Source organism: Archangium sp. (genome assembly GCF_036277355.1).
Taxonomy (GTDB): Bacteria; Myxococcota; Myxococcia; order Myxococcales; family Myxococcaceae; genus Archangium.
The window spans coordinates 169,139-182,542 of sequence record NZ_DASUNC010000017.1 but is presented as its reverse complement, the minus strand read 5'-3'; the positions used below and the strand labels follow the sequence as shown (position 1 = coordinate 182,542).

Annotated in this window: 5 protein-coding genes; 3 read left to right on the top strand and 2 right to left on the bottom strand. The window is 64.0% G+C overall.

The annotated features are described in order from the left end of the window. Window positions 1-53: 53 nt before the first annotated feature. Window positions 54-1,055, top strand: a complete 1,002-nt coding sequence (locus VFZ09_RS04240) for a hypothetical protein (RefSeq protein ID WP_329726172.1) — start codon at window positions 54-56, stop codon at window positions 1,053-1,055. A gap of 109 nt (window positions 1,056-1,164) precedes the next feature. Here VFZ09_RS04240 and VFZ09_RS04235 read toward each other — a convergent pair whose 3' ends face one another. Both VFZ09_RS04235 and VFZ09_RS04230 read right to left on the bottom strand, forming a co-directional pair. After that, window positions 1,165-3,279 carry an Ig-like domain-containing protein gene (locus VFZ09_RS04235; RefSeq protein WP_329726171.1) on the bottom strand — a complete coding sequence of 705 codons (2,115 nt, stop codon included), beginning with the start codon at window positions 3,277-3,279 and terminating at the stop codon, window positions 1,165-1,167. Window positions 3,280-3,516: 237 nt separating this feature from the next. Then, complete coding sequence (locus tag VFZ09_RS04230) at window positions 3,517-5,004, bottom strand: OmpA family protein (RefSeq protein ID WP_329726170.1); 1,488 nt, start codon at window positions 5,002-5,004, stop codon at window positions 3,517-3,519. 342 nt (window positions 5,005-5,346) lie between these two features. On the opposite strand from VFZ09_RS04230, the gene VFZ09_RS04225 reads away from it, so the two are divergent. Together VFZ09_RS04225 and VFZ09_RS04220 are read left to right on the top strand one after the other, a co-directional pair. Next, complete coding sequence (locus VFZ09_RS04225; protein ID WP_329726169.1) at window positions 5,347-11,703, top strand: choice-of-anchor D domain-containing protein; 6,357 nt, start codon at window positions 5,347-5,349, stop codon at window positions 11,701-11,703. A 4-nt stretch (window positions 11,704-11,707) separates the two neighbouring features. Further along, window positions 11,708-13,387 carry a long-chain fatty acid--CoA ligase gene (locus tag VFZ09_RS04220; protein ID WP_329726168.1) on the top strand — a complete coding sequence of 560 codons (1,680 nt, stop codon included), beginning with the start codon at window positions 11,708-11,710 and terminating at the stop codon, window positions 13,385-13,387. Window positions 13,388-13,404: the final 17 nt, after the last annotated feature.

Genomic DNA, 13,404 nt, shown 5'->3' with positions numbered 1-13,404 from the left:
AGGCGGGGAGGGGGCGCGTTGCAGCACCGGAGCGCCCTCGATAATCTGCCCACATGGCAGAGGATGACGGCGGTAAGCCGGAGACATCGGAGAATGGCTCGGCGGACGCCACCGAACTCGAAAGCATCAGCTCGCAGGCCGCCTACGACGCGTTCCTCGTCGAGGCGAAGGCCGTCGAGCCTGGCTTCGTCGAGGAGTGCTGTGCCGACATCGTGCTCACGTACCAAACCGTGATGCGCGGTGTGGAGAATGTGCTGGGCAGTGGGACGGTGGTCATCGGCAGGCTGCCCAACATCAACGTCGTGGAGCTTTCGATGCTCCCTCGGCTTGCTCAGGGTCTGGCCTTCGCCGCGCTGCAGGTAGACCGCGAGCTCGAGGCGTCCTCGTTCGGAAAGATGTTCGAGCGGGTGCAACAGCTGCGCCGCAAGCTGCGCAAGGCCGCTGACGCTCTCGCCGAGGCTCGGCTGCTTCCCGATGCCGATGTCGATGAGGTCTGGCTTCGCGGTCAGCACGATGTCCTGGACGATTGCCTGGCGCTCGTCGCGTTGTTGCGAAGGAACGAGGCGAGGATCTCCGGCCGATCGCCGGTGGTTGCGTCCGACATCTCCGAGGCGGAGCAACTCGCTGGGAAGCTGCGTGTGATGCTCGGACAGCAGGGCGTCGAGAGCGAAGGGGGAGCGCCGTCCCTCGTCAAGGCTGTCGAGCTCCGCGATCGCTTTTGGACGCTGTTGCATCAGCGCTACGACGTGCTCTGGCGATGCGGTGCGTGGCTCTATGGCCGTGCGGTCGATGAGCGTGTGCCTCCGCTTCCAGTCCGCCAGGCGCTGATCGGCAAGGCCCGGAGCGTTCCGGTCGAGCGCGAGGCATCGAAGGTCGTGCTGGAACAGCGGCGGCCCGTGAGCCCCCCGTCGCTCGTGCCCGCGCCGCCAGCGAGCCCGCCCGCCAGCGTGCCGGTGGTGCGCGACTCGACCCGCCATTTGCATGAGTTGCAGCGGGATCTGGAGCGAAAGGCCCGGTTCCTCGTCCGGATTGGCGCCGTTGCTCCTCGGAGCTGAGTCTCACCTGCTACCTTCCGCTCGGCGGCGCGCTCCGGCCGCCGAGCGGAATCGTGGGGCTCTGCTGGAATTCCAACCTACCTCTTCCAGCAACAGTGTGTCGTGGACGTCATGGAATCCATGCGTCCGCGCACTGCTTGTTGACGCCGTTGTTGACGAAGGTGTTGTTGTACGTGGCCAGGGAGAAGTCCGTCGTCACGGCGGTGGTGCCCGGATAGGAGCCATCACTCACGGTGACGCCGCAACTGGCCGAGGAACTGAACGTGCTGTTGGTCACGAACGCGCCCAATTCCTTGTAGACGTTCAGGTTGCCCCCAAAGAAACGGCCAGCGGCTCCGGAATGGGAGATCAGGACGTGGTCAAGCCGGCTTCCCTCTCCCTGGAAGAAGTGCAGCCCGCGCCAGTACCCCTTCGTCGGGGTCGAGGTATTCGGGATGAAGTGGATGGGTGCTTCTGCGGTTCCCACCGCGATCAGCGCACCGGGATGGCTGGCGTAACTTCCGATGGTGAGCTCGGTGTTCTGGGCGAACCGCAATTGCGTTCCAGCTTCCACGGTCAGCGTTGGATTGGTCGTATAGCCCACGTTCACGTTTCCCTGGATCACGTAGGGGATGCCCAGGTTCCGCCATGTCTGGGTGGTGTCCACGCCGCTCCCGCTGATCTCCACGGCATTGGGCGTGTTGCCGCTGAAGGTGATTCCCGTGGGAATCGTCCCGACGACATGGGCTGGTAGCGAAAGGGGATAGTTGCCATTGTCGCGAAGGCTCAGTGCTGTCGAACCCGGACCGAACTTCGCACCATTCGACATGTAGACGCCGTATCCACTGCCCTTCTGCACGACGACGTTCTGGATGATGGGACAGGGGCCATCAACCTCACACGGACGAAGAGACCCGTGCACATTCAGATTGCCCGTCGTCCCGAGGAGGCTGCTCGCAGCACCTGCGTACTCGATGGTGGTGTAGGAGATGCGGCTGGCGGCGGTGGCATGGTCCGCCAGGTGCACTCCCCTCCACTGGCCGGGCTTGGGGTTGTCCGAGTCGGCCGTGAAAAGGATGGGCGAGGACTCGGTTCCATTGACGATCAAATCCCCCGTGAGGTGGTAACCGGCGACCATCTCACCGGTGGCTCCGAAGCGGAATACCGTGCCAGCGGAGAGCGTGAGCGTGGGGCCCGGAGCATTCTCCGGGGTGCTGTCGTCCGGGGGGTTCTCGATGAGGACCAGGCTATTGATGACGTAGGGGATGCCGGGGTTGGGCCAGGTCTGCGAGAGCGAGACATTGCCGCTGAGCTCGACAGCGTTGGGGGCATTGCCCGTGAAGGAGCCTCCGGTCGGGAGCGTGCCGGCCTGGTTGGCGGCCATGTGCACCGCGTAGCCCGTGCTCCCAGACACATGGAGCCTGGTCGAGCCAGTTCCAAAGGCACTGCCGTCATCCGCCACCTTCACTCCCACGGTGCCGCTGTTCTGCACCGTCACGTCACGAAGCACGGGGGCTGCTTTGTTCTCCACGGCAAGGCATGCGCCCGCTCCCGCGGCGTTCCCACAGTCGCTCAGCGTGACGAAGCTCAGCTCCGAACCGCTCCCCTCCGTGGAGAACACCACGCCCCGCCAGTAGCCCTTGGGGGGGGCGCTCTGGTTGGCCACCATTCGGATCGGCGCCCCCTGGCTCCCCAAGGCCCTGAAGGCTCCGTTGGAGATGCGCAGCTCGGCGTCCTGGTCGAAACGGACTTCCACGCCCTGCTCGAGGGTCAGCGTGGGGGCTCCGCCAGTGCCGTTCACCACGAGCTGCCCTCTCACCACGTGCGGGTTCTCGGCCGCTCGCCAGGTCTCGGAAGTCGTGATGTTGGTGGTGTGGAGGGTGGGAGGGCGTTGGTTCACCGTGAGGGTGACCTCTCCCTGCCGGGTCTCGTTGCCTGAGGTGGCACTGGCGCTGATGGTCACTGTTCCGGCGGCGGACGTGGTGGCATTCCCAGCCTTATCCACCACCTTCGCCACGGACTCGTTGCTGGACTTCCAGTCGTAACCGGAAACGCTGGTGAACTTTTCGCCGTACTGGTCCCTGGCTTCAGCGGTGCACTTCGTGGTCTGCCCGGCAACCACGGGGTTGGGATCACAGGTCACCGTGATCTCGTTCAGATGGGCTGGCTCCTTGGTATTTCCGCCGGGACACCCTCCGAGCACCAGCAGCGCGGGAAACCATGGGAGCGCCTTGTTGAGTCTCATGGATTTTGAACTCCTTTTCACGACTAGAGGGCCGCGATGATAGGACGAATCGGTCGCGAGGGGGGGGCGTTGGTGGAGGCCCCGGCGGTGCACGCCTCGCATGGCGCGCTCGACTGCCCGCCGTACACGCAAGGGCTTCACCTCACTCCAGTCGAAGGAGGGAGTCGTGTCGGGCAATGCCTGGCCGGTGGGTGGGCTGTCACCCACGTTACCAGCCGAGAAACAGGAGAGGGGGCGTTACGGGGCCGGAGCCTGGGTGGTGAGTGGCGCCGGTGCCTCGGTGATGAGAAGTACCTCTGCGCGGCGGTTGAGCTGCCGCTCCTGCTCGGTGGCGGGTCTGGCGCTCACCGGCCAATCCGAGCCGAAGCCGCGAATCCGCACCTGGGTCGCGGGAACGCCCTGATCGAGCAGATAGCGCCGTACCGCCTGGGCACGTCGCAGCGACATGATCATGTTGGACGAGTCGGTACCCTCGGTGTCCGCATGCCCCTCGATGATGAGGGTGCCCCCTTTGGGGAGCTCCGACAGCCGCAGGACGGCCTGATCCAGCAGGGGCACCACGCCCTGCAACTCGGAGCTACCTTGCGTGAAGTGGAGCTCACCCCTCATCACGAGCCGTTCCTGGGGACCGGGCTGATAGGGCCGCGGAGGTTCCCGCTGCGTTCTGACGTCCGACGTCCCCTGAGGGTCGTCACGGGTGACGGACATGAGCTCCCAGGTGCCGGCCGGACGGATCCGATCGTCTCGTTCCGGGGGCTTCGGTGTGGCGAGTGAGAGCTGGAACTCGCGATCCACATGCTCGTCGATGAAGGAGATCCTGGGTGGCGGCTCGCTTCGGAACGAGACGCCGAGGAGCATGCGGAAGCGCGGCGTTCCGAGTGCTCCGCCAAGGCCGGGTCCTCCCATGACGAAAGCGTCCAACCCGACCAGGAGCGGAAACCGCACGCCTCCGAGCAGATCCATGGAAACCTGGGCTGATTGGGGCACGAGCGTGGCCCGTAGCCCCAGCTCACCTCTCAACCCGTTTCCCGTCGTGGACAGCGCCGCTCCGAGGCGAACCTCCGAGGTCGCGCCCTGCCTGACCGCGTTCTCTTCGGCGGTTCCCAGGAGGATGGTGGGGCGGAACAGGACGCCCGCCTCGAGGGAGGGTTGTAGCGAACCCAGGAGCGTGCCCACCACCAGGCGCGCGTGGAAACGAGGCCCCTCATCGCCCGCCAGCGCCAGCCCGGTGCCAACCGGCAGACCCACTCCCAGGTCCGCCGACAGGTCCACGGGTTGCCGCTGGCGCCGTGACAGCAGACCCAGCCGAGCCTGGAGCACGGGGGTTCCCATGCCCTGGGCGGCCAGTGCGGACAGGCCCACCGTATTCGGATCATCCCCCTGTTGCCAGAGCACGAACGGGACCTGGGCCCCCAGCTCGAGCCACGGCAATACTCCGTAGCTGGCCGAGAGCAGCGCGGTCGCCCTGTCTCGCACCACTGCCAGATCCTGCTCACCGTCATTCAGGACGAGGGGCAGGCGCTGGTAGTGCCCCAGCAGGCTCAGGCTCATTCCTCCGGGCACCATCAGCTCGCCATTGCCGACCAGTGCCGTGCCGCGTCCCGTGTTCGCGTCCAGCCGCTCCAGGTCGAAGCCGGGCAACTGGTCGGTGGACTGCGCCGAGGCCAGAGAGCAGCCCAGCAACATGGCGGCCATTGCGCCCCGGGTGAAGGAAGGTATGCTCATGATCGGGTAGAATCCTACCTCGCTTTACGTGGGGAGAGACAAGTGCTCCGACTCAAGGTGTTGGCCCTGCTGTTTCTTGGAGTGCTGGCGTCGTGTAGGTCCAGTGAACCAGAGGGAACGGGTCCAGCGGCTCCTGCGGTTCCACCCGTCTCGCTCCAGCGAAGGTCTGCGGCGGTCTCCACCGACCCCATTCTTCATACCCTCAAGTGGACGGGGAACGGTCCGGGCACGAGTACCACTTGCCTCTCGTGTGGATCCGGTGGGTACCGCTGCCCAGGTAGTGCGACCTCTCCTGAGTGGACGAAGGACATTGACGTCACTATTCCCGCCGGCCTGCTGGTCGTGGGATTCAAGGCGGAAGTGTACGGCGCGAGCGTGGACAGTGATGGTAAAGGCACTACGACTGTTGGCGTCAAACTGAATGGTGCTTCTCTCAACTACACTGGTGCTGGTGGTGGCACCACCTTCTCCGTCTCGGATCGCACCTGTGGGCCACCTTCCGCTTGTGATTCAGCGAAGCCTTTCAACAAAGCGAACCCCGCCGGCATTGGTTGGCTCACGGGTACGACCAAGAACCAACTCACGATCGCTCCGAATGACGGGGATTATTGTGCTTCCCATGTTGATATCACATTGACTGTCGCGGAGCGGAGCATCGAGGTTTCGCCTGAGGGGATCGACTTTGGCAATCAGAAGAGGGGCGTTCTCAGTGCTGCCCAGGATGTGACGATCACCAATAACGGCGGCGCGCCCCTGACGGTCTCCGGGCTTTCCACTGACAACCCTGTCTTCTCGATTGTCAGTCCCACCATCCCCGCTGGGGGGCTTGTCGTCAATGCAAACGGTGGAACCCAGGTCATCAAGGTACAGTTCACGCCCGATGCCCTGGCATTTTTCTCTGGTAACCTCATCATCGCCAGCAATGCCGCCAATGCCACGACGGAGGTCCCTCTCTCCGGAACGGGGGTGAGCTTCGCCACCGATGTGAGTCCTGAATCACTCGCTTTTGATGACGTGCGTGTGGGCACTGAACCCACGCAGACGGTGACGGTTCGCAATACCGGCCTTACCGACGTCACCCTCAGTGGTATTGCCGTGGCAGGTGATTCGTCCTTTTCGCTCGTGTCTCCGCCGGGTGGTTCAGTCACCCTGCCAGGAGGGGGTGGACAGACGACGTTGACGGTGAAATTCAAGCCCCTTGCCCCGATGGCATCTTCCGTCACGGGGACGCTTGGTTTCAACATCGCTGGAGATGCGTTCAAGACCAGCGCCACGGTCAACCTCAGCGGCAGGGGCGTCAAACCCAACCTCGTGTTTGAGCCGGCCGGTCCGTATGACTTCGGCAACGTACGGGTGAATGCCGAACCCACGCAGATCGTGACCATCCGCAATACCGGTGGTTTCCCCATCACCATCAACTCCGTGGCGCTGACGGGTGACTCGGCCTTCACGATCGTGACCAAGCCGAGTGGCGCCTTCACGCTGGCGGCCAACGGAGGGCAGGAGCAGGTGACGGTGAAGTTCAAGCCCACGACCGTGATGTCCGCATCCGTCACGGGCACCCTGACCTTCGCCAGCGGAGACACGGAATTCCCCAGCACCCCCTACACCCTGAGTGGCAGGGGGGCGAAGCCCAACCTCGTGTTGGAGCCGACCGGTCCGTATGACTTCGGCAACGTACGGGTGAATGCCGAACCCACGCAGGTCGTGACCATCCGCAATACCGGAGGCATCCCCATCACCATCGACTCCGTGGCGCTGGCGGGAGACTCGTCCTTCACGATCGTGACCAGGCCGAGTGGCGCTTTCACGCTGGCGGCCAACGGAGGGCAGGAGCAGGTGACGGTGAAGTTCAAGCCCACCACCGTGATGTCCGCATCCGTCACGGGCACCCTGACGTTCGCCAGCGGGGACACTGAATTCCCCAGCACCCCCTACACCCTGAGCGGCAGGGGGGCGAAGCCCGACCTCGTACTGTCACCGACCGGTGGGTACGACTTCGGCAATGTGCGTGTGAATTCCGAGCCCACACAGGTGGTGACCATCCGCAACAACGGTGGTCTTCCCATCACCATTGACTCCGTGGCGCTGGCGGGAGACTCGTCCTTCACGATCGTGACCAGGCCGAGCGGTGCCTTCACGCTGGCGGCCAACGGAGGGCAGGAGCAGGTGACGGTGAAGTTCAAGCCTACCGCCCCGATGACCACTGCCGCCACGAGCATCCTGACGTTCGCCAGTGGGGACTCGGAATTCTCCAGCACCTCCTATGCCCTCAGCGGTAAGGGCGTCAGGCCCAATCTCGTGTTGGAGCCGGCCGGTGGGTACGACTTCGGCAACGTGCGAGTGAACACCGAACCCACGCAGGTCGTGACCATCCGCAATACCGGCGGCATGGCCATCACCATCAATTCGGTGGCGCTGACGGGCAACTCGGCCTTCTCGATCGTGACCAAGCCGAGCGGCGCCTTCACGCTGGCGGCCAATGGAGGGCAGGAGCAGGTGACGGTGAAGTTCAAGCCCACGGCCGTGATGTCCGCATCCGTCACGGCTACCCTGACGTTCGCCAGCGGGGACACGGAATTCCCCAGCACCCCCTACACCCTGAGCGGCAGGGGGGTGAATCCCAACCTCGTGTTTGATCCGGCTGGCGGGTACGACTTTGGCAACGTACGAGTGAACAACGAGCCCACGCAGTTGGTGACGATCCGCAATGATGGTTCCAGCGACATCACCATCGATTCCGTCACGCTGTCGGGTGATTCGTCCTTCACGATCGTGACCAGGCCGAGCGGGGCCTTCACGTTGGCGGCCAACGGTGGACAGGAGCAGGTGCTGGTGAAGTTCAAGCCTGTCGCCTTGATGTCCGCATCCGTTATCGGCACCCTGAGTTTCAACAGTGCGGACACGGCATTCGCCAGCACCCCCTATACCCTCAAGGGCAGGGGAGTAAAGCCAAACATCGCGTTTGCCCCGGTTGGCGGACTCGACATTGGCGAAACCTATGTGGGTTCCGACGTCACCACGGGCACGGTGACGGTGCGCAATACCGGTACCGGCTCCATCACCTTCTCCAAGATCTCCATTGAGGGGGACTCGGCCTTTACGCTCGTTTCTCCTCCGGCAACCCCGTACACGCTGTCTCCGGGAGACCTGCCGCTGACGGTGAAGTTCAAGCCTCTCTCCGAGATGCCAGCTGCTGTTTCGGCCACCATCAAACTCACCAGTGCGGACCCGGACTTCCTCGAGAGCCAGTTCCAGGTCAGTGGCAGGGGGGTGAAGCCCGCTGTCAAGGTGGAGCCCACGTCATACGCCTTTGGTTTGCTGCCTGTGGGGAGTGTCAGCGCGCCCACGCCAGTGAAGGTGAGCAACACGGGGAGTGGTACTCTTCGCATCACTTCCGTTCGCGTGAGTGGACCCTTTTCGCTCGACTCGACGGATCCGTTCAACCTGACGGATGACGACAGGGACAGAACGCTTGCGGTCACGTTCCGCCCCACCGCACAGGGCCCGGTCAGCGGGAGCATCACCTTGGATACCAATGATCCGGTCAATCCCAGGGTCACCGTCAACCTGTCTGGCAATGGCGAGACTTCGCTCGGGGTGTCCCCCACCACCATCGACTTCGGTAACGTTCGCGTAGGAGGAACGCCTGGCGAGCAGCAGGTCACCTTCAAGAACGAAACCCCGGTCGCCATCACGCTCACGCGGGTCTCATTCAACTCGGATGGTCAGTTCAGCGTGGAAGGGCTCTCCTCGCCGGTGGTGCTCAATCCTGGCAGTCCAGGTTATCCCCTCAAGGTGAGGTTTACTCCCAGCAGAACGGGGGATGCGAATGGAATCATCATCATCGAGAGCTCCGCCACCCACAACTCCCATACGTTGACGCTCTCGGGCAGGGGCACTGAGGCGAAGGTGCAGATTTCTCTTCCCAGCCAGCCTGGCCAGACCGCGCTCGATTTCGGAAACGTGGAGGTCAACAGTACGAAACAGGAACTGGTGCGGCTCACGAACATCGGAGGCGCTCCGCTCGATCTGACCAGTGCCAGGGTCATCACCAAGCTGGCAGACGGCGGTACCGCTGTCTCCAGTGCTCCTTTCGAATATCGCGGCCCGAGCACACTCGTGGACATTTCGCCTGATGGCGGGTACGTGCAGTTCCCGGTGGCTTTCACGCCTACGCAGAATGCCGAATCCTCCGCGACTCTCGTCATCAACTCGAACGCCGTCAACAATCCGGTAGAGCTCCCCCTGATTGGCAATGGCGTTGCCGCCCGGCTCAGGCTGTCCTCGTCTCTCCTTGCTTTCGGTAATCAGCGCGTGGGGAGCCCCAGCCTGCCCCAGCGGGTGTTCATCACGAATGATGGCAAGGCCGATCTCAAGATCCAGGGACTTGTCTTCACTCGTGACTTTGCCATCTCTCCGTCCATGTCACTCCCTTCTCCAGAGGCCCCGCTGGTGGTGCCCAAGGAGGGAGGAACGCGTGCGCTCGACGTGATCTTCACGCCCTCGGTGCGAAGCCTGGTGGAGGGCAGTGTGACGATTCTCAGCAATGCCATTGATACGGTCCCGCCTCTGGCGTTGAGCGGAACAGGCATCGATGGGCTCAGCAGTGTGTCTCCCACCGATATCAACTTCGGGGGAGCGGAGGTGGGGTCTTCTTCCGCGAAGGTGGCGGTGCGGGTGAGAAACGGGGGAGATGCCCCACTGACGCTCGTGAGTGCGACGATCCAGAACTCGACGGAGGAGAATCCCTTCATCATCACGGGGTTCAACACTGGGATGACGCTGAGGCCCGGAGCTGTGGACGTGCACGAGTTCTTCGTCGCGTTCAGGCCCCTCGTGAACGGTTATCAGAGCGCGAACCTCGTCATCCAGACTGATTCCGCGCTCAATCCCAAGCATAATCTGACGGTGACGGGCACGGGCGAGGGCGCGGAGGTCGAGTTGCTCCGCCCGAGCGTCACTTTCAACAAGACCAATGTGGGCGGGGTCAACTCACAGACGTTGTCCATCAGGAACAAAGGCGTGAGGACCCTGCAAATCTATGACATCTCTTTCGACAAGAAGACCGTCCTGGATGGGGGCACAGCGGGCACCGATGACATGGCGTCGGATTTCAGTGTCGGCCGCAGTGCCGATGGGGGCACCCTCTTCACCTTGTCGGTGGATGCCGGGGACGTCGTCCCTGTCGAACTGAAGTTCTCCCCGACGGCGGTAGGTCTCCGGGAGGCGAGGGCAGTCATTACTTCGAATGCCAAGACCGTCAGGTTCGATGTCTCGGGTGAGGGGACGTCGCCTGTCCTGGTCGTGGATCCACCCAGCCTGAAGATTGAGGGAGTCCTGCTGGGTTCCTCCTCCACGGCCCAGATCAAGATCTCCAATGAGGGCAACGGTTCGGTCTCCATCAACAGTATAACGCTGAGCCAAACGGGCGAAACGTTCAAGTTGACGCATTCCGATTTGCCCATTCCCCTCGCGCCAAAGGCGAGCGAGACGTTGTTCGTGACATTCTCGCCGACCGACGCGCAACCGTTGGCTTCGGCCCAGTTGCTCGCGGTGCCGAGCAGTACGAGCGTACCGCGTGTATTGGTGTCAATCGTGGGTGTGGGAGTTCGTGATCCCGTCTCGGTGGAGTCGGAGTTGGATTTCGGGCAGCAACTCGTGGACAATACTTCGCTTCCGCGCACGCTCCACATCTCCAACAACACGGACAGCCGCATCAACCTCACGGGGGCCCTGGTCGTGGGGACGGATTCCGCGCAGTTCATACCAGCGACGTTGCCAACGTCGGTTGAGCTGGTTCGCGGCACGCCGTTTCCCCTGAATGTGACCTTCAGGCCACGGGCCCAGGCCGATGCGAATGGTGTGCTGAAACTCTTCTTCGCCCAACTGCCTTCGCCGATAGAAGTTCCTTTGCGTGGCAAGGGCATTCCCACGGTGCTCTCCATCAACCCCTCACCACTGGACTTCGGTGGAGTGCGTGCTGGGACCGGCATGCGAGAAGAGCCGATCACCCTCATGAACTTGAGCAGTGATCCAATCACCCTTCTCAAGCCAGAGGTGATCTACAGCAACGGCGAGCCCTTCCTCTTCGATTGGGCCTCTCTGGAGGGCCTGGTGCTCAATCCCGGCGAGCCCGTCATCAAGAAGGTGAAATACCAGCCTGTGGTGGAGTCCACGTCCGAGACCGAACTGTACTTCGGGACGAGTTCTCCGCTGAAGCCCAGGGCAGTGGTGTTCAAGATGCAGGGCAAGGCAACGAGACGCGTTCTCAGTACCGACGTGGCCAGTCTGGATTTCGGCCGGGTGGATGCCACGGCGCCAGCACAGACCAAAACAGTCACCATCACCAACAAGTCGCCCCAGCCGCAGAATGTAGTGGTGACGATGAAAGCGCTCGATGCGTCTCCTTTCGGCCTGGGGACGAGCGGCCTGACAGGAAGCATTCCGCCAGAGGGGAGCGCTACCTTCACGGTGACGTTTGATCCCGATAAGGCAGGTGAGGTCGAGGACGAGGTGCAGGTGCGATTGCAGGACATCGCAGAGCCCGAGGTTCAGATCCCCGTGAAGGGGATTGGTCGCATCCTGACGGGCTCGGGCGGTGGTTGCGCCTGCGGCAGCACCGAGGCGGGCAGCGCGGGGATGCTGATGCTGCTGGCGCTCGTGGGCCTGGGCTCGCGGCGGCGCAGGCGCGAGTAGCCGGATGATCTTCGACGTCAGGAAGATCCTCGAACAGCTCGAGACGGGTACCCCGGCGGATGTAGGGGTGCCCGTCTGGCAGCAGCAGAGCTGGGAGGATCCGGACGGGTTCGCCGCCGCCCTGGCCGTGGCCCATGTGGGCCGCGGCGCTCCCCTCAAGAGCCGCGCGGGTCAGCACTACGACTTCTTCCACGACCTCGTCGTCCGTCACGGCAACACGGATCGCGTGGCCCTGCGCAACTACGACCGCAGGAGCGGCTGGCAGGTGCTGACCTACCGTCAGTTGCACGAGCAGGCCTCACGGCGGGCCACGGAGTGGGCACGGCAGGGCGTCAAGGCTGGCGCCAAGGTGTGTCTGGTCTATTCCGTCGGGAGCGAGCTGCTCGTCTCACTCGTGGCCGCCCTGGGCCTGGGGGCCTGCATCAGCTTCCTGCCACCCCAGGGCCGGCGCTTCATCGCGCGCCGCCTGGCCGCGCTCGCGCCGGACCACGTCGCCGCCGAGCCGCACCAGGTGCTCCTGCTGGAGGGTTTCGAGAAGAAGTTGCTCAACAACCAGGGGCAGGCTTCTCCCGCCTTCACCTCGCACACCTACAAGCCGGCCGATCCGGTGGGTCTGCTCTTCTCACCCCTGGTGGAGCCCGCTGGTACGCCGGCTCCGCTCCTCGCGGAGGACGCCTGGCGTGGGGCGCTGGTGGATGGGCTGCTCACCTTCGGTGTCGGTCCCGGAGAGCATCTGGCCGCTCCCGGCTTCCACCCACTGCAGCACCTGCCGGCTTTTCTCTTCGCCACCCTGCTGCGCGGGGCCACGTACCTCCACCTCGAGCTGCCGGACATCGAGGCCAATCCCGCGCTGCTCACCGAGCATCCCGTTCGGGCGCTCGGCGTCACGCCAGCACTGCGGGACGTGCTGTTGCGTGCCCGCACGCAGCTCAAGAACGTGGCCCACTGGTTCCGCAACCCCGAGGAGCCCATCGACTGGCAGTCCTGGCGCGCCTGGGTCAAGCAGTGCGGGCTGTCCACGACCCCATCCTCCAACGTGCTCGTGGATCCCTCCGCTGGTGGTGCGGTGCTCGTCTCCCCGCGGCGGGTGAGGGACGTGCACACGGAGACGCCTCCCGCTCCCGGACGCCGCTGGGCGCTGCACGACGTCAACATGAGCGGCCAGGAGGCACCGGGAGATCTGGGCGTCTTCACCCTGCTCCCAGACAAGGATCGGCCGCCCGCCTACCTGGTCCTTACTCGCTCCTACGGCCTGTACCACTACGGGGGACCCCGGACGGCGAGGAGGGAAGGGCGTGTCTACCCGGCCGTCGAGGTGGCCGAGGCCGTGCAGGAGTTGGCCTTCGTACGGGGCGCCGCCGTGGTGCCTGCCCCCACGGGAGGTGTGGCCGGTCACTACCGCTATGTGCTGCTCGTCTTCACCGGTGCCCAGGCGCAGCAGAGCAACCTCTGGCTGCAGGAGCTCCGCCGCTGGCTCGAGCTCCAGCTCGGGGCGGAGCACCTGCCGGACCGGACCGAGTTCATCCCCCTCTATCCTCGCAAGGTGGACGGGCAGGTGGACGAGGCCTGGTGCCACACCCAGTACCTCACGGGAGCGCTGCACCGGAAGAGCTCGGATCCGCTCTTCCAGTCCCTCACCGTGCTGCGTGGCCACCTGCTGGAAAAAGGAGGGCAGGGTGTGTGACGATGGCGCGCCGCGCG